Raw genomic sequence first — 16,560 nt, 5'->3', positions numbered from 1 at the left:
GTTGCTCGCCCGACGTTGTCCCGCTGCTACACCGGGGCAACTCGTCGCGGCGAACCGGTTGGCCAGGGGTTAGCGGTTTATTGCTTGCTGCACTCGGCCGGCAGCGCGACCACGCCGCCCATGGTGGCGAAGGCGACCATGCCGCCGCTGGGCAATACGCAGTTGTATTCGCCGGCGCTGGTGCTGGCGGTGAAGTAGGTCTGGGACGCGTCGCTGCGCACATTCGAGACGGTGGAAACCGGCTTGCCGAGGGTGATCTGGGCGCGGTTCTTCAGATCGTCGTTGCTCGGTTTGGCGATGGCGCAACCGCCCAGGGCGAGGGCCAGGGCGCTGAGCAGGGCAAGGGGGCGGAGGCTGGACTGGAGTTTCATGATGACTCTTCCTTGGTGTTGTTGTGTTTTCAACGGCGCAGCCGCTCCCGACACCGCAGGCTGGCGGCGATGGGGAGATCAGGTGGTTGCCCGGCACTATAGCCCCGGGGTGGGGGAGGGTCGATTAGCACAAATGGGCTAATGTCGCTTTGCAATTACGAGGCTGTTGGGCAGGCGAACAGGGCCGCTTGAGAGGACCGGCGAGGCGCTGCCGGTCCTGGATCCGGGGTCAGGTCAGCAGTTGTTCCTGCAGGCGTCGGCCCAGTACGTCCAGCAGGTCGCAGCCATCGCGCAGGGGGATGACGCACAGCTGGGCGAAGTCCTGGAGCAGGGCCGGGTTGCTCTGCAGGTTGTCGTGGCTGGCGATGTTCTCCAGCAACTGGGTGGCCGCGCGGATGCGGTGCGCGGCGGCTTCGTGGAGCGCGTCCAGCGGGGCCTGGGTGTCCACCAGCAGGGCGGGGATGTTGTAGTCGTTGCTGGTGAGGGGCATGTAGCGTCTCTCGGGTTGGTCAGCTGCGTTGTTGTTCATTGCTGTGGGACTCTCTCGCAGGAATCAGAATGGCCATTAGGTGGCGTCGTTTACGCCTAACGAGATAGGGGCTTCCACACCCCTGTCACTGAATTTGCAATGACCCCCAGACCTTAAGGGCATCGCCTTGGAGGGACAAGGTGATGCAATCGGACGCGAGTGGTAGGAATTTTCGGTGATCGCCCTTTGAGGGGCTGCTGGTCGAGCAGGATCAAACACCAGGCACCTTATGTAGGAGCCGGCTTGCCGGCGAAGAGGCCCGCAAGCCTTGCATCGCCCCGGCCTACGTTTTCGCTGGCAAGCCAGCTCCTACGGAGGGCGAACGGTACAAAAAAAGGCGGCTACCCGAAGGTAGCCGCCTTTTTCATGCCTGCCGGTACAGCTTATTCCGACAGTTTGTAGGCAATGATGTAGTCGCCCATCTTGGTGCCCAGGGAGCCGTGGCCGCCCACGACCACCAGCACGTACTGCTTGCCGTCCTTGCCGGTGTAGCTCATCGGCGTGGCCTGGCCGCCCGCAGGCAGGCGGGATTTCCACAGTTCCTTGCCGTTTTTCACGTCATAGGCGCGGATGTACTGGTCCAGGGTGCCACTGAGGAAGCCCACGCCACCGCCGGTGACCATGGAACCGCCCATGCTTGGCACGCCCATCGGCAGGCCGATGGGGATCGGCGAGCTGTCGCGGCTGGTGCCGTTCTTGTGCTTCCACACCACTTTGTTGGTGGTCAGGTCGATACCGGCCACGTAGCCCCAGGCCGGGGCCTGGCAAGGTACGCCCAGAGGCGACATGAACGGGTGCATGATCACCGCGTAAGGCGCGCCGGTGTTGGGTTGTACGCCCGAGGTCTCGCTTTCGCGCTTGCTGTCGGCGGCGACTTCGGCGCGCGGCACCAGCTTGGAAACGAAGGCCATGTAGTTCGGGCTGGTGAACAGCAGCTGGCGAACCGGGTCCAGGGACACGCTACCCCAGTTGAACACGCCCACGTTACCCGGGTAGATCAGGCTGCCCTGCACCGACGGCGGGGTGTACTGGCCTTCATAGCGCAGTTGCTTGAACTGGATGCGGCACAGCATCTGGTCGAACGGCGTGGCGCCCCACATGGCTTTCTCGTCCAGTGGCGGCGGCAACAGGTTCAGGTCCGAACGGGCCTGGGTTGGCGCGGTGTGGTCGCCTTCGACAGCGCCGGTGGGGGCCGGTACTTCACGGATCGGCACGATCGGGGTGCCATCGCGACGGTCCAGCACGTACAGGCTGCCTTGCTTGGTCGGCTGGATCAGCGCCGGCTTGACGCCGTCGGCGGTCTTCATGTCGAGCAGGGTCGGCTGGCTGCCCACGTCCATGTCCCACAGGTCGTGGTGGGTGAACTGGTAGTTCCAGCGCAGCTTGCCGGTGTCGATGTCCAGGGCCACGGTGCCGGCGCTGAATTTCTCCGCGCCCGCGCTGCGGTTGCCGCCCCACTGATCAGGCATCTGGTTGCCCAGTGGCAGGTAGACCATGCCCAGTTTCTCGTCGACGCTGGCCAGGGACCACATGTTCGGCGAGTTGCGGGTATAGGTCTTGCCTTCCGGCAGCGGCGTGGTCTCGTCGGGGTTGCCCGAATCCCAGTTCCACACCAGGTGACCGTCGTGCACGTCGAAGGCGCGGATCACGCCGGACGGCTCGTTGGTCGACTCGTTGTCGGTCACGTGGCCGCCAATGATCACCAGGTTACGGGTGATGGCCGCCGGCGAGGTGGAGTAGTAGCCACCCGGGGTGAACGGGCCGATACCGGCCTTCAGGTCCACAACGCCCTTGTTGCCGAAGTCTTCACAGACCTTGCCGGTGTCGGCGTTGATGGCGATCAGGCGCGCATCGGCGGTAGGCAGGAACAGGCGACGCGGGCAACTGGTGGCGATGGCCTGGCCCGCGGGGGACAGGGTGGCCGGCTGGCTGATGGCGTCGGTGTTCTTGAAGTTGGCTTCGTCGTAGTACGACACGCCACGGCAGGTCATGTGTGCCCAGCCACGGAAATCGTCGCCGTTGGGGCCTTGGATCTGTGGATCGAAGCGCCAGATTTCCTTGCCGGAATCCGGGTCCAGAGCCAGCACCTTGCTGTGGGCGGTGCAGGCATAGAGCATGCCGTTGACCTTCAGCGGGGTGTTCTGGTTGGTGATTTCCACGGGGTCCTTGGCGGTCGGCATGTCGCCGGTGCGGATGCGCCAGGCTTCCTGCAGCTTGCCGATGTTGGCCGGGGTGATCTGCTTCAGCGGCGAGTAGCGATCGCCGAACTCGGTGCGGCCGTAGGCCTGCCATTCACCGTCGGGCATGGCCGGCGCGGTGCTGGTCATGTCCGCGGTGTCGCGGCCCAGGTCACCGGAGATTTCCCCGGGGTGGGTGAACTGGCTGCCAATGGCGGCGCCACCGGCCAGGACCACGGCCACGCTCAGGGCAGCGGTGCCCAGCGGGGCCGGGCCATCGCGCAGCAGCGGGCGACGGAACCAGGGCAGCAGCAGGACCACGCCGAGGGCGAACCACAGCGACAAGCGTGGCACCAACTGCCACCAGTCCAGGCCGATTTCCCATAGCGACCAGACGGTACTGGCGAACAGTACCAGGGCATACAGGCCCAGCGCCGCGCGTTTACCGGCCAGCAGCAAGAGGCCGGTCAACGTCAGGCCGATACCGGCCAGGACGTAATACAGCGAGCCGCCGAGCATGCTCAGCTTGATCCCCCCGGCCAGCAAGGCCAGGCCCATTAGCAGCAGCAAGATCCCGAGCAGGCTTGGCAGCAAGCGGCTCGGACTTGAAGCACCCTCAGTGCTCATAGTGTGGTTCTCCGTGACGTTTAGAGTGTTCCCGCGCATGTTCACTGTAGATGACGATCAGGCGCGGGCTTGGTTCAGCTGAAAACTGTGAATGGCGTCGTTGTGTGCCTGCTGGCCTCAGAACGAACTCTGGATCTTGATCCCGCCGATCAGGGCGTCGTCCACCTGGCTCACGCCGCCGGGGTGGCGGATGTATTGCAGGTTGGGGCGCACGGTCAGCCAGTTGGCCAGGTGCACGCCGTAGTACAGCTCGGCGCTGTATTCGGTGTCCTGGGGCGGCAGGTAGCTCGGGTTGTCGTAGTCGTAGAGCGCCCGGGCCTGGTTGCTGGCCTGGGCGTTCTTGCGGTACGCCGGGTTGACATGGACCCGGGCCAGGGCAAAGCCGATGTCATCCTTGGCCCGGGCGTCGAACAGCCCCTTGTAGACCAGGCCCGCCTGGACGTAGTTGTCGATGGCGTTGGTCTTCTTGTCGTGGGCGGTGACGTTGGCGAACAGGCTCAGGCCGCGGGAGTGGTCGCTGGCCAAACTGGTGACTTGCTGTTGCGCGCCCAGCCACAGGCCGTGCTTGCTGGAGCTGCTGCGGTAGGCCTCGCCGGTCAGGGCGGCGGGCTGGCCATTGCCATCCTTGTATACGTCGTTGGCCTTGGCGCTGCTGTAGTAGTAGCCGGCGCGGTACTCACCGGCCAGGCCGTTGAGTTTCGGTGTCCACACCAGTTCCACCGGCAACAGGGTGCCCTGGGTGCCGCTGCCACTGAGCTTGAAACCGTTGTCGCGGTCCAGGTTCGAGGGGTTCTGCTCATAGGCGCCGATCTGCGCGTAGAGCTCGGCGCTCAGGTGATACTTGACCCGCAGGGCCCACTGGCTGACCGGCCAGTTGTACCAGACGCTGCCGGCCCAGTTGCCCACCTGGGAGCCGCAGAACGCCAGGTTCTGGAAGTCGCAGGGGAAGCTGTTGAAGTCTTCGCCCTGGCCGAAGCGTCCGGCCTTGATGTCGAGCTTCTGGTCGAAGAATTTCTGCTGGTACCACATCTGGGTCAGGCGCCAGGTCTGGCCACGGCCCCAGACTTCCTGGGCCGAGGTGAAGCCGCCGACCCGCGGATCGTTGATCCGGTCGTTGCTGATGTTGTCGCCGTCGCGCTTGGTCACGGTCAGTTGGAATTCGGCGTCGTCCCAGCCGAGGATCTTCTGCAGGTCCAGGTGGCTGCCGAAGGCGAACTGGTCGCTGTAGCGCGCGGTGCGGTCGTGGTCGTAGCCACCGTGCAGGTTCGAGCCCATCTCGCCGACGTAGTCGATCTTGAAGTCGTAGCCTTTGTTGGCCAGTTCCGTGCGGGCGCCATTCCAGTCGCCGAGCATCCACGGTGAGTCACTGTCGAAGGCCGGTGCGGCCTGGGCGCAGGCGGCAAAACCAAGGGCGCCGAGTAGGCTCAGGCTCTTGGGCAGGGCGACGGAAGTCAGGACAGCGCTGTCTTTTAAACGCTGAAAAGTGGGCATAGGCATTCGGATAAGGTCTTTTTCTAGGAATAGGCAGAAGCAAGGGCATGGCGCGTAGCATCGATGCAGGTTGATCGAGAACGGCAGGCCACTGATTTCAAAGGGAAAGATGAAACGGTTCAGCTTTATTAGGGGGCTAAGGATAAAGCGCCGTCTCCGGGAGAGAAAGCGCTTTTATTGACATGAACAGTTTCGCAATCGGTAACAGTTCCCGGCTCGGTCTCTGCTCAGCGTGGGGCACTGGCCTGGGCGAGGCTGGGTTTGTGCCGGGTATGGCTCAGGGCAAAGTGCGCCACCAGGCCGAAGATCAACCCCCAGAACGCGGCGGCCAGGCCCAGGAAGCTCATGCCCGATGCAGTGACCAGGAAGGTGATCAGCGCCGCTTCACGCTGTTTTTCGTCGGCCATGGCGCCGCTCAACCCGGCGCTGATGGCGCCGAACAGGGCCAGGCCGGCCAGTGCCGCAATCAGTTCCTTGGGCAGGGCGGCGAACACCGAGGCCAGGGTCGCGCCGAAAATCCCCATGAGGAGGTAGAACAGGCCGCAGGCGATCCCGGCGATGTAGCGCTTGTCCTTGTCTTCATGGGCTTCGCGGCCGGTGCAGATGGCAGCGGTGATGGCTGCCAGGTTGATCCCGTGGGAGCCGAACGGCGCCAGCAGTGCCGAGGTGATGGCTGTCCAGGAAATGATCGAGCGGGCCGGGGTGTTGTAGCCGGCGCTGCGCATCACCGCCATGCCCGGCACGTATTGCCCGGTCAGGGTGACCAGGGCCAGGGGCAGGCCGATGTTGATGATGGCGTGCCAGCTCCACTCGGGAGCGATGAAGATCGGCTGGGCCACCGCCAGGGTGATGGCCCCGCCATTGAGTTCGCCCAGGCCTGTGGCCATCGCGCAGCCCACCAGCAGCACCGCGAGGATCGCGTAGCGGGGTGACAGGCGCTTGCCCAGCAGGTAGGCGGCGATCATCGCCAGCACCAGGGCCGGTTGCAGGCTGACCGAAGTGAACAGGCCGGCGCCGAAGCGGAACAGGATGCCCGCCAGCATGGCGGCGGCAATCGCCTTGGGCAGGCGGCTCATGAGTTTGTCGAAGGCCCCGGAAAGCCCGACCAGCGCGATGAGCAATGAGGCCACGATGTAGGCGCCGATGGCCTGGGGCAGCGACACCGTGGGTAGCATCGACACCAGCAGCGCCGCGCCGGGGGTGGACCAGGCGGTGATCACCGGCACTTTCAGGCGCCAGCTCAGCAGCAGGCCGGTGAGGCCGCTGCCGATGGAGATGGCCCAGATCCACGATGACACCTGGTCGCTGGGCAGATGGGCTTCGCGGGCGGCCTGGAACACGATGATCAAGGGGCCGGCGTAGGAAATGATCACGGCGATCAGGCCGGCAATCACGGCGGAGAGGGACAGGTCCTTGCTGAGACTGTGCATGGCATCTCGACTGGGCATGGGTGGGAGAAATTGAGTCGATTGGGTTGGTGCTGATTGAGTGTATTTCAATAAATTGAGTCGATTCAATTGTTTCTCGAGAGGGCTGTGCCGAAGTTGGCTGAGTTTTATCGGTAAGGTGATGATTTATAATGGTTTATAGATCATATAAAAACTTTTTTAACGGCTTCGAGTCGCCAGTTTGGCGTGAAGATCGAATCAATTTTCCAAATGAATCGATGTTAAGGAGCGACCCATGGCTGTGATATGCTCCGGTCCACCTCAACGCAGCCGATGGTCATCAGCCTCCATGTGGGTTCCCCAGTTAAGCGAGTTCAATCAACCGGTCTACCTGTCCATCGCCGACGCCCTGGCGCGGGATATCGGCAGCGGTTTGTTGAATGATGGTGACCGCTTGCCGACCCTGCGCGAGCTGGCGGTAACCCTGAATGTCACCCCTGGCACCATCAGCCGCGCCTACAGCGAAGCTCAGCGGCGCGGATTGGTGCAGGGCGAAGTCGGCCGCGGCACTTACGTGCTGGCGCAGCCGCCGTTGGTGTTGCCCGAAGGTTCCAGCGCTCCGTCCCTGTCCCTGGGGCAGGCCGAAGCCCTGGATCTGTCGATCATCAAGCCCTACAGCGAAACCCTGGAGTACTGGTTGCGTGGCGCCCTGGTGGGCATGGCCCGCAGCAGTGACTTCGGCCGGGCCCTGGACTACGCCCCCGATGGAGGCCACCCGGCTCATCGCGAGGCCGGGGCGCAGTGGTTGCGCCATTCCTTGCCCGAGGCCAACTGGCAGCAGGTGGTCATTACCTCCGGTGCCCAGCACGGGCTGATGGTGGCCATCAGCGCCCTGAGCAACGCCGGCGACCTGGTGCTTTGCGAGTCGCTCTGCTACCCGGGCATCATCTCCGTGGCCCACGGCCTGGAGCGGCGCCTGCGGGGCGTGGCCATGGATGAAGAGGGGATGCTCCCCGAGGCCCTGCGCGAGCAGTGCCTGCGGGAAAAACCGGCGCTGCTGGTGTGTGTCGCCAGTTGCCAGAACCCCACCACGGCGATCATGTCGCCAAGGCGTCGGGCGCAGATTGCGGCGATTGCCGAAGAGTTCGATTTTTTGATCATCGACGACGATATCTACGGCTTTCTCGCCACCGATCCGTCGATCAAGCCGCTGTCGAGCTATGCGCCGCAGCGTTCGGTGTACCTCACCAGCCTGTCCAAGGCGATCATGCCGGCGTTGCGCGTGGGCTATCTCTACAGCCCGCCGAAGCTGCTGTCGCGGCTGAGTTCGATGGTGCGTAGCAGCGTTTGGATGCCGTCGCCTTTGACCGCGCAATTGGCCAGTAACGTGATTGTCGAAGGCTTGGACCGCAAGCTGGTGCAGACCCAGCGCAGTGAAGCGGCAGCGCGCCAGGCGATTGCCCGGGACGTGTTTGCCGGCCTGGAGATCCAGACCCAGCCCCACAGCTATCACCTGTGGCTGACGTTGCCGGAACCCTGGACGGGCGATGAGTTCGCCACCCTGGCCCGGGCCAATGGGGTGCTGGTGATGAGCGGCAGCCAGTTCCAGGTGGAACGCGGTGCCAGCTCCCGTTGTGTGCGGGTGGTATTGATGTCGCCCACCACCCAGGACGAGTTGCGCTTTGCCCTGACCCAACTGGCCAGCCTGATCGAGGCTGACCCGCGGCGTTACCGCTAAGCTCTTGGCTGGCAAGCCTGCTCCTGCGGGGCCGTGTAGGAGCAGGCTTGCCGGCGAACAGGGCCTTAGAAGGTAGTACGCAAGCCCACTTCCACACTGCGCCCGGCGGCCGGGGCGATATCCCGCAGGATCGAGCTGGCATAGCGCACGGTCTGGTTGGTCAGGTTCTCGCCCTTGACGAAGGCCAGCCACTGGCTATGGCCGATGTCGAAGCGATAACCGGCACTGGCGCCAAGGGTGGTGTAGCCGTCGGTGCCGCTTTCGTTGTCCGGCACCCGGCCCTGGCTGGCAGCATGTTGGACATCCAGGCGTGCCTGCCAGCGGTCCAGTTCCCACAGCAGGCCACTGTTCAGGCGCAATGGAGCAATGCGTGGCAGGTCCTGGCCGTTATCCAGGTTCTTGGCCCGGGTGTAGTCGCCGGACAGTTCCAGGGCGAACTTGCCGTAGGCGTTTTCCCCCAGGGTCCAGCGATCCTGGGCTTCGATCCCACTGAAGCGTGCTCGCACTCCGCTGTAGGCGTATTCCGGGATGCCTGTTGCATCTTCTTCGCCTTCATCGTTGAGGGTGCGCCCGGTGCCCAAGAGGCCGATGTAGTTGGAGAAGTGGCTGTAGAACACGCCGACGCTGCCTTTGTGGATGCCGTTGTCGAAGCGCAGGGCCAGGTCGCTGGACACGGCTTTTTCCTTCGATAGCTTGGCGCTGCCCACTTCATAGGTGCCGGTGGCGACGTGGGCGCCGTTGGCGTACAGCTCGTAGAAGGTCGGGGCGCGCTCGGTGTAGCCCAGGGTCGCGGCCAGGGACCAGACCGGGGTCAGGGTGTAGACCGCCCCCGAGGACAGGCTGCCGGCAGTGAAGCTGCTGGACTTGTCGGCCTGGGCGAAGCGTTCGTTGCCTTTGCTGTCCGGGTCTACGGTGGTGTGTTCCAGGCGCCCGCCGAGGCTGAGCCGCAGGCGTTCGGTGGCTTGCAGTTCTTCGAGGATGAACAGCGCGCCGCTGTTGGTATCGGTCTGTGGCACGAAGGCTTCTTCGCCCAAGGCGGAGAATTCGTTGCGGTTGACCTGGGCGCCGATCACCCCTTCGAGGGGGCCCAGCGGCTGGTGCCGGGCCTCGACACGGGCCTCGTAGCCCTTGTTCTTGAAGGTGGTGCCGGTTTCGCCGCCCTCGATCTCGCGGTGTTCGTAGTCGGTGTAGCCGGCGTTGAACTTGAGCGAGCTGAACGGGCCCTGCAGGTTGCGCAGTTCCGAAGCGAAGGCGTAGTGGTCCTGCTTCATGCGGATGCGCACGTCCTCTTCGGCGGGGGAGCCGTAGTTGGAGTCGTAGTTGCTGTAGGACAGGCCGGCATAGCCGTCATCCCAGGTGTAGGAACCGCCGATGGCGCCGCCGTCCTGACGACCGTCACTGTTGCCCAGGCGGCCTTTCTTGCCATCCCCATCTTCACTGGCCGCAGCGTGACGGCTGCGGGCGTAGCCGGGAATCTTCAGGTCATTGAACTGCCGCGAGTTGGCATCCAGGTGCAGGGCAAAGGTGCCATCGCCGGCTTCCAGCTTGCCGGCGCTGCTGCGGGTGGTGTCGGCGCCGCCGTAGCGCAACTCGCCCGCCCCGTGGATGCCCTCGATGGCCTCGGTGGGTATCCGATTGTCGAAGCTGTTGACCACCCCGCCGATGGCGTTGCCGCCGTACAGCAGGGCCGCCGGGCCGCGGACGATCTCGATGCGCTCGACGTTAACCGGGTCCAGGGGCACCGCATGGTCGTAGGACAGCGACGAGGCGTCGAGGGCCCCGACGCCGTTCTGCAGAATGCGAATCCGGTCGCCATCCAGGCCGCGAATGATCGGCCGGCTGGCCCCCGGCCCGAAGTAGGATGAAGACACGCCCGGCTGTTTGTTCAGGGTTTCACCGAGGCTGCCTTTTTGTTCCAGGGTCAGTTGGTCGCCTTCCAGCACAGTGCTTGGGGCGGCCAGTTCGGTGCTGCCCAGGGGGTTGGCGGTGATGACCTGCTGGGGCAATTCCACGGCATGGGCCTGGGAGGCGATCAGCAGCGCGGCGGACAGTGGCGACAGGCGCCAGAGCAGGGAGCGAGAAGGGCGGGGAGTTGAGCGGGACATCGGTCATTCCTTGGCGAACAGGGCGCTAGGCGCTTTGAGTCAGTGAGCAGGCGGGACACGGGGGTGCCCAAAATGCGGGTGAGTTGTTATTGATTGATACAATATAACATCTCTTTTATTTCGAAAAGCCAGGAACTTTTCGCTGTTCATGCCCGATCGCCTCGGTGACGGGCTGCGACTACAGTTACTCAAGCGTGCTGGCGCGGGGCCAAGCCCTCGGCTAAGGTGCGCGGCTTTCCCCATTTTCTTCCCGCAAAGGCCTGGCATGACCGACACCCACACCGACCCGCTGCATGGCGTGACCCTGGAACAGATCCTCAAGGCGCTGGTGGAACACTACGAGTGGTCGGGGCTGGCTGAACGCATTGATATCCGCTGCTTCAAGAGCGATCCGAGCATCAAGTCCAGCCTGACCTTCCTGCGCAAGACACCCTGGGCGAGGGAGAAGGTCGAGAAGCTCTATGTGAAGTTGCAACGTACCAAGCGCCCGCTTTAAGGAACCCTATGGCTGGCTTTTCGCTGCCGGGGCTGTGCACTCGGCGTGGCCTGATTGCCGTGGCGGCGATCCTTGGCTGGTTCGGGCTGACCGTGCAGCTGTACCTGATCCTGCTGTTGCGCTGGGACAGTGGCGCCAGCCTGCTGGGCGGGCTGGTGAACTTCTTCAGTTTCTTCACCGTGCTCAGCAATACCCTGGTGGCCAGCGTGCTGACCTGCGCCCTCAACCTGCGGGTTTCCAAGGGGCAGGCGTTCATGCTCCAGCCCTGGGTCAGCGGCGCCGTGGCGGCGAGCATTCTGCTGGTGGGGCTGGCCTACAGCCTGCTGTTGCGCCACCTGTGGCATCCCCAGGGTTGGCAATGGCTGGCGGACGAGTTGCTGCATGACGTGATGCCGCTGCTGTTTCTGGTCTATTGGTGGTGTTGCGTGCCCAAGGGCGGGCTGCGGATGAGGCACATCGGGTGGTGGACGCTCTACCCGATTGTGTATTTCGCCTACCTGTTGCTGCGCGGGCATTTGCTTGGGCTGTACCCCTATCCCTTCATCTCCGTGGACAGGCTGGGCTACCCCCGGGTACTGCTCAATGCCCTCGGGATATTGGCGGGGTTCGTCCTGGTATCCCTGCTGTTGCTGGGGCTGGACCGCTGGCTGGGTAAACTCCGGTCCAGGGGCCCGTAGGAGCCGGCTTGCCGGTGAGGGGGCCCTTGGGACCGCCTTCGCTGGCAAGCCAGTTCCTACCCTGATGCGCGATTATTCTTCTTCGCTGCTGTCCAGGCGCCAGTAACCGGCGGTCTTGACGAATTCGTCGTTGAGCTGGTGCTCATCCAGCAGCACTCGACGCACCTGGCGCGACACCTTGCTCTCGGTGGCTACCCAGGCATACAGCTTGCCTTGCGGCACCTGCAACTGGCGCACCGTGCTGATCAGGTCCTGCCCGCCTGCGTCCCGTTCAACCCAGATCACCTGCACCTGGGCGGCGCTGTCCAGAGCCTGGCGTTCGGCGGCGTTCTGTACCTCGATCACCGCCAGCACCTGGCGCCCGGCCGGCAGTTCTTCCAGGCGCCGGGCAATGGCCGGCAGCGCGGTTTCATCGCCGATCAGCAGGTAGCTGTCGAAGATATCCGGCACCACCATCGAGCCCCGTGGCCCGCCGATGTGCAGGAGCTGGCCTGGTGCGGCCTGTTCGGCCCAGGTGGAGGCGGGGCCGTCGCCGTGGAGCACGAAGTCGATGTCCAGTTCGCCCAGCTCCAGGTCATAGCGGCGCGGGGTGTAGTCGCGCATGGCGGGCATCGGGCCGTTGTCCTTGCCCGGGCCCAGTACCAGGGTTTCCAGGGCGGCTTGCTGTTCGGCGTTCTGCGGGAACAGCAGCTTCACATGATCGTCGCTGCCCAGGCTGATGAACCCGGCCAGCTCGGGCCCGCCCAGGGTGATGCGGCGCATGCGCGGAGTCAGGTCGACAACGCGCAGCACCTCCAGGCGTCGGCGCTTGATCTCGTGCATGACCCGATGGATGGACAGTTCTGGGCTGGCAGTCATTGGCTTTTCTCCGGGGCGGGGTGGCTCACAGGACCATCGACAATGGCCTTGGCGGTGTTGTTCAGCAGGTCGCGTACCCGAAGGATCTCTTCCGGGCTCCAGCGGCCATGGTGCATTTGCAGGGCGTGGCGCAGGTTGTGCACCGCCTCGTGGATTTCAGCGGGGCGATCATGTCCGCGCAGGGAGCGCTTGCTGACTTCGATGCGCATGCGCACGCCGTCCAGGGCGATGGCTTGCTCCTGCAGGGACAGACGTCCGGCGTCGGTCACGCTGTAGCGCTTTTTGCCGCCTTCGGCATCGCCCTGGATCATTTCGCTTTCTTCGAGAAAGGTCAGGGTCGGGTAGATCACGCCGGGGCTGGGGCTGTAGGCGCCGTCGAACATGCTTTCGATCTGGCGGATCAGGTCGTAGCCGTGGCAGGGCTGCTCGGCGATCAGCGCCAACAGCAGCAGTTTCAGGTCGCCGGGGGCGAATACCCGGGGTCCGCGGCCGCCGCGTTCGCGGCCCGGGCGGCGTTCGAAGATCTCATGGCTGTCCCCGTGTTCGCGATGGGGAGGGTGGTGGTGCTCTCTCATTTTCTCTTTCTCCGTTTCGATTTAGACATAACTTAAGATATATCTTAAGAATGACGCAAGCATTTCTGCCGGCGGCAAAGCTGCCGTTTGTCGGAGAGAGAGGGGGGCCTGTCGTGATTCAGCGTTGCGCCACGCTGCCCAGGCATTGGGTGCCACTGCCCGGTTGCAGGTAGGGCATGAGGATCGGCGCCATGCCCTTGAGCACCTGCACCGGCAGTGCCGAGGTGAATTTGAAGGCCTGGGCCGAGGCTCCGGGTACGTACGCGGTAAGGGTGCCGAAATGGTGGTCACCGATGTAGAACACGAAGGTTGCGGTGCGGTTGATGGATTTGGAGCTCAGCACCCGCCCGCCGGCGCCAATGGCTTCGATGCGGTTGTCGCCGGTACCGGTCTTGCCGCCCATGGCCAATGGCGTGCCATCGGCCAGCTTGAAGCTGCCGGACACCCGTTTCGCGGTGCCGGCATCCACCACTTGCGACAAGGCCCCGCGCAGCGCCGTGGCCACCTCCGAAGGCATCACCCGCTTGCCCTTGTCCGGGTCGTTGAGCAGGCGGGTTTCATAGGGCGTGCCGGCGGCGAAGTGCAGGCTGTCGATGCGCAAGGTTGGCAGGCGCACGCCGTCGTTGAGGATGGTGCCCACCAGTTCCGCCAACGCCGCCGGGCGGTCGCCGGAGCTGCCGATAGCGGTGGCCAGGGACGGTACCAGGTGGTCGAACGGATAGCCGACGCTCTGCCAGCGCTGGTGGATATCGAGGAAGGCCTCGATCTCCAGCATGGTGCGGATGCGACTGTCCCGGGCGCTGCGATGGCGGCTCTTGAACAGCCAGCTGTAGACCTCCTGGCGCTCGAACTCGCTGGCCTTGACGATCTGGGTGAAGTTCGCCTCCGGGTTGTTCATCAGGTAGCCCAGCAGCCAGAGATCCAGGGGGTGGACCTTGGCGATGTAGCCCTGGTCCGGCAGGTCATAGGCACCGGGGCCGTAGCTGGCGTAGAGCTTGTCCAGGCGTTCGTCGGTGAGCTTCTCGCTGACCTTGGCGTTCTTCATGTGGGCCCGGACGAAGCGGTTGAAGCTCTCCTGGCTGGCGTCCGGCAGCAGGTAGCGGTGCACGGCGGCGAGGCGGATTGCCGTGGGGTGCATGCTGTCGAGGAAGGTTTCCAGGCGCGACTGGGTGTCCTTGTTGCGGTACTTCTTCCAGAAACGCAGCAGGAACGAGGTGCCCTCACGGTCGGCAAAGCGTGCCAGGTACTCCTGGCGCCGCGGGTTCTCGTCGTCCCTGAGCAATTCGGCACTGCTGCTGTCGCCGCCATAAGTGCTGTAGCGCACCAGGTCGCGCATCAGGCGGATGAATGGCAGGTTGATCGATTCGCGCAGGGCATCGCGCAGGGTCGGGCTGCGGCCGTTGTCTTCGTTGCGAAAGTTGTGGAAGTGATGCACCCCGCCACCGGTGAAGAAGGCCTCGCCGGGGCTGGCGGAGTAGGTGCGGTCCAGGGCGGCGTCGAGCATTTTCGGCAGGCTGCGGTCGCTGTTCTGCATCAGGTAGTCGAGGGCCCAGCGGCTCAGGCGGTCCTGCTCGTTCACCGGGATCTTTTTCAATTGCGCGGGTGTTTGCGTGGCGTACTTGTCGTGCAGCTCGGAAATGATCTGCAGGTAGGTGGTCAGCACCCGCAGCTTGGCGGTGGAGCCCAGTTCCAGCTTGCTGCCTTCGTTGATGTCGAAAGGCTGGTCGGTGCTGTCGGTCTGCACCCGCACCCGCGAGCCGTCGGGGGTCAGTTCGAACAGGGTGAAGCTGTAGCGCACCTGAGTGGTGCTGGTGGGGGTCAGCAGGCGTTCGCCTAGCACACCAATCTGCGCGGCGAAGGCCGGGTCCGCAAGGTGCTTGAGGTATTCGGTGGCCTGGCGCTGCAGGTCGCTCTGCAAGGTGCTGGTGGCCGAGAGGTCGAGGCGGTCCAGGTCATACAGTGGCCGGTTGAGCAGGGCGGCGAGGCGGCTGCGGGCGACGCTGATGCCCTTGTTGGTCTCGATCGGCTGAATGGTCGGCTGCTGTTGCCAGTCGCGGTAGGTCACCTGGCTGGCCAGGGCGGCGCTGCTCAGCGCCGGGTCGATGACATGGTTCTGCGCCAGCAGGCGGATATGGCTGTCCGTCAGTTCCGCCAGTTCTGCGCGGCCCTTGGCCAGGTAGTGGGAGGGGCGGCGCTGGGCAATCATCAGCGACAGCACCTGGCGCAGGGCCAGCCCTCGTGCGGCGAGGCTTTTCGAGTCCGTGGCGGTGCTGCCGAGCACCTGGTTGACCTTGTCGAAGTCAGCGCCGTACCAGACCCGCAGGCCCTCGGCCATGCCGTGCACTTCGCCGTGGCCGGGCACCGCGGACAGCGGCACGCTGTTGAGGTAGTCGCGCACGATACGCTTGCGGGCCTCCAGGGTCTGCGGGCCGTCCTGATAGGCCCGCACGCTGGCGGAAACCATCTGCCGGATCTTCTCGCCCCCGGATACCGTCAGGCCATCCGGCGAGTGGCGGTATTTTTCCAACTGGGTGGCCAGGGTGCTACCCCCGGCGCTCTGCCCGGGCAGGTGCAAGAGCCGGGCGATCTGCGACCAGGCGGCTTTGGCAAAGCGCGGCCAGTCCACCGCCGGGTTGGCCTCGGCCGGCTTGGGGGCCAGCAGATCGCGGTTCTCGATGAACAGCAGGCTGTGCACCACCAGCGGCGGAATGCTGGCAAAACTCTCATACAACTGTTGTGGGTAATTGAACTGATACAGGGGCGCGGCTCGGCAGTCGGTAATGGACAGGCCCGCCTGGATCTTTTCGGTGTAAGGCACGAAAAATCCGCTTTTGCTGTAGTCCATCAGTGCCGGGGAAAAACGTGTCTGGGCGTCGATCAGGTAACCGCGCTTGAGCAAGCGTGGCAGGAACTCCCCCAGGGCGCTGTAGCCCAGGCGCCGGTCGAACGGCCCGGCACCGGGATAGAGCACGGCATCACTGGGGCCGGGCTCCAGGGAGTAGCTCAGGTCAGCGGCCAGCCGGCTGAATTCCCGGGCCTGGAGTTTCGAGGTGCGCATCTCCCGGGCAGAGGCAAAGCCCAGGGCAATCAGGGCGATCAGCAGCAACAGCCAGAACAGGCGCCAGGCATAACGGCGGGGTGTGCGGCGTTTCGGTAAAGGCGCTTCGTCCTCGCTGTGGCTTGGCACTGCGTTCTTACGCGAATCGGTCTGCCACAAAGCGCCCATAGTCGATTGATCCATTCACGCAGATTGATCGGACTTGCCTGAAGCTTAGTCGGTGGTGGGCACCGGTGAAGAAAATGTGAAAACGACCCGGTCCCGCTTCCGTGGCGAGGAAGCACGCTCCCTCGCCACAGGGTAGAGCCTTTTCCCAGGTAAATACGCCCTAGGTAGGGGCATGACGATGCACCAGGCCTGTGCAATACTCCCGGCCCTTTCCGAGTGAGGTTTCAGGGCAAAAAGCAGGTAATGCTTCTCCGTGAAAGCGGTATTTGCCGAGATTTCTCTCTGAATATTGCAACTTATAG

General features: G+C 64.2%; 12 protein-coding genes. 3 read left to right on the top strand and 9 right to left on the bottom strand.

Features of this window, described 5'->3' with window-relative positions:
• Positions 1 to 77: 77 nt before the first annotated feature.
• The 5 genes from KCG88_RS10575 to KCG88_RS10555 all read right to left on the bottom strand — a co-directional run bounded on the left by KCG88_RS10575 (position 78) and on the right by KCG88_RS10555 (position 6,625).
• Positions 78 to 371, bottom strand: coding sequence for a hypothetical protein (locus tag KCG88_RS10575; protein ID WP_047288969.1), 294 nt, complete (start codon positions 369 to 371; stop codon positions 78 to 80).
• 229 nt (positions 372 to 600) lie between these two features.
• On the bottom strand, positions 601 to 861 hold the full coding sequence (locus KCG88_RS10570) for a hypothetical protein (RefSeq protein ID WP_015636855.1): 261 nt from the start codon (positions 859 to 861) through the stop codon (positions 601 to 603).
• Positions 862 to 1,283: 422 nt separating this feature from the next.
• Positions 1,284 to 3,704 carry a glucose/quinate/shikimate family membrane-bound PQQ-dependent dehydrogenase gene (locus KCG88_RS10565; protein WP_210712337.1) on the bottom strand — a complete coding sequence of 807 codons (2,421 nt, stop codon included), beginning with the start codon at positions 3,702 to 3,704 and terminating at the stop codon, positions 1,284 to 1,286.
• 117 nt (positions 3,705 to 3,821) lie between these two features.
• Positions 3,822 to 5,195: a carbohydrate porin gene (locus tag KCG88_RS10560; protein ID WP_047288962.1), complete on the bottom strand. Its 1,374-nt coding sequence runs from the start codon at positions 5,193 to 5,195 to the stop codon at positions 3,822 to 3,824.
• 227 nt (positions 5,196 to 5,422) lie between these two features.
• Positions 5,423 to 6,625, bottom strand: a complete 1,203-nt coding sequence (locus KCG88_RS10555) for a benzoate/H(+) symporter BenE family transporter (protein WP_047288960.1) — start codon at positions 6,623 to 6,625, stop codon at positions 5,423 to 5,425.
• 307 nt (positions 6,626 to 6,932) lie between these two features.
• Between KCG88_RS10555 and KCG88_RS10550 the strand changes: the two genes are divergently transcribed.
• Positions 6,933 to 8,321, top strand: coding sequence for a PLP-dependent aminotransferase family protein (locus KCG88_RS10550; protein WP_210712336.1), 1,389 nt, complete (start codon positions 6,933 to 6,935; stop codon positions 8,319 to 8,321).
• Positions 8,322 to 8,386: 65 nt separating this feature from the next.
• On the opposite strand, the gene KCG88_RS10545 is transcribed toward KCG88_RS10550, so the two are convergent.
• Complete coding sequence (locus KCG88_RS10545; protein ID WP_210712335.1) at positions 8,387 to 10,426, bottom strand: TonB-dependent receptor; 2,040 nt, start codon at positions 10,424 to 10,426, stop codon at positions 8,387 to 8,389.
• Between the two features lie 265 nt (positions 10,427 to 10,691).
• Here KCG88_RS10545 and KCG88_RS10540 point away from each other — a divergent pair, with 265 nt between their 5' ends.
• The gene (locus KCG88_RS10540) at positions 10,692 to 10,922 is read left to right on the top strand and encodes a VF530 family protein (protein WP_019093117.1); all 231 of its coding nucleotides are present in this window, start codon (positions 10,692 to 10,694) and stop codon (positions 10,920 to 10,922) included.
• An 8-nt stretch (positions 10,923 to 10,930) separates the two neighbouring features.
• Positions 10,931 to 11,599, top strand: a complete 669-nt coding sequence (locus KCG88_RS10535; protein WP_047288954.1) for a Pr6Pr family membrane protein — start codon at positions 10,931 to 10,933, stop codon at positions 11,597 to 11,599.
• A gap of 72 nt (positions 11,600 to 11,671) precedes the next feature.
• Here KCG88_RS10535 and KCG88_RS10530 read toward each other — a convergent pair whose 3' ends face one another.
• The 3 genes from KCG88_RS10530 to KCG88_RS10520 all read right to left on the bottom strand — a co-directional run bounded on the left by KCG88_RS10530 (position 11,672) and on the right by KCG88_RS10520 (position 16,258).
• A complete protein-coding gene (locus KCG88_RS10530) occupies positions 11,672 to 12,457 on the bottom strand; it encodes a siderophore-interacting protein (protein WP_210712334.1) in 786 nt (261 codons plus the stop codon).
• Positions 12,454 to 13,032, bottom strand: coding sequence for a PadR family transcriptional regulator (locus KCG88_RS10525; RefSeq protein ID WP_011063161.1), 579 nt, complete (start codon positions 13,030 to 13,032; stop codon positions 12,454 to 12,456). Before KCG88_RS10525 ends, KCG88_RS10530 begins: the two co-directional genes overlap by 4 nt.
• Before the next feature lie 118 nt (positions 13,033 to 13,150).
• Entirely contained in the window at positions 13,151 to 16,258 is a 3,108-nt protein-coding gene (locus KCG88_RS10520; RefSeq protein ID WP_210712333.1) for a transglycosylase domain-containing protein, read from the bottom strand.
• Positions 16,259 to 16,560: the final 302 nt, after the last annotated feature.

Source organism: Pseudomonas sp. MWU349, from assembly GCF_017947325.1.
GTDB classification, from domain to species: domain Bacteria; phylum Pseudomonadota; class Gammaproteobacteria; order Pseudomonadales; family Pseudomonadaceae; genus Aquipseudomonas; species Aquipseudomonas protegens.
Note: the sequence above shows the minus strand (reverse complement) of the source record. Positions and strands in the feature narration are given on the sequence as shown.

What these genes read in the sequence shown, in the direction of transcription:
- KCG88_RS10545 (WP_210712335.1), bottom strand. Translation starts at nt 10,426, where the DNA reads ATGTCCCGCTCAACTCCCCGCCCTTCTCGCTCCCTGCTCTGGCGCCTG.
- KCG88_RS10535 (WP_047288954.1), top strand. Translation starts at nt 10,931, where the DNA reads ATGGCTGGCTTTTCGCTGCCGGGGCTGTGCACTCGGCGTGGCCTGATT.
- KCG88_RS10555 (WP_047288960.1), bottom strand. Translation starts at nt 6,625, where the DNA reads ATGCACAGTCTCAGCAAGGACCTGTCCCTCTCCGCCGTGATTGCCGGC.
- KCG88_RS10550 (WP_210712336.1), top strand. Translation starts at nt 6,933, where the DNA reads ATGTGGGTTCCCCAGTTAAGCGAGTTCAATCAACCGGTCTACCTGTCC.
- KCG88_RS10525 (WP_011063161.1), bottom strand. Translation starts at nt 13,032, where the DNA reads ATGAGAGAGCACCACCACCCTCCCCATCGCGAACACGGGGACAGCCAT.
- KCG88_RS10575 (WP_047288969.1), bottom strand. Translation starts at nt 371, where the DNA reads ATGAAACTCCAGTCCAGCCTCCGCCCCCTTGCCCTGCTCAGCGCCCTG.
- KCG88_RS10565 (WP_210712337.1), bottom strand. Translation starts at nt 3,704, where the DNA reads ATGAGCACTGAGGGTGCTTCAAGTCCGAGCCGCTTGCTGCCAAGCCTG.
- KCG88_RS10560 (WP_047288962.1), bottom strand. Translation starts at nt 5,195, where the DNA reads ATGCCCACTTTTCAGCGTTTAAAAGACAGCGCTGTCCTGACTTCCGTC.
- KCG88_RS10540 (WP_019093117.1), top strand. Translation starts at nt 10,692, where the DNA reads ATGACCGACACCCACACCGACCCGCTGCATGGCGTGACCCTGGAACAG.
- KCG88_RS10570 (WP_015636855.1), bottom strand. Translation starts at nt 861, where the DNA reads ATGCCCCTCACCAGCAACGACTACAACATCCCCGCCCTGCTGGTGGAC.
- KCG88_RS10520 (WP_210712333.1), bottom strand. Translation starts at nt 16,258, where the DNA reads ATGGGCGCTTTGTGGCAGACCGATTCGCGTAAGAACGCAGTGCCAAGC.
- KCG88_RS10530 (WP_210712334.1), bottom strand. Translation starts at nt 12,457, where the DNA reads ATGACTGCCAGCCCAGAACTGTCCATCCATCGGGTCATGCACGAGATC.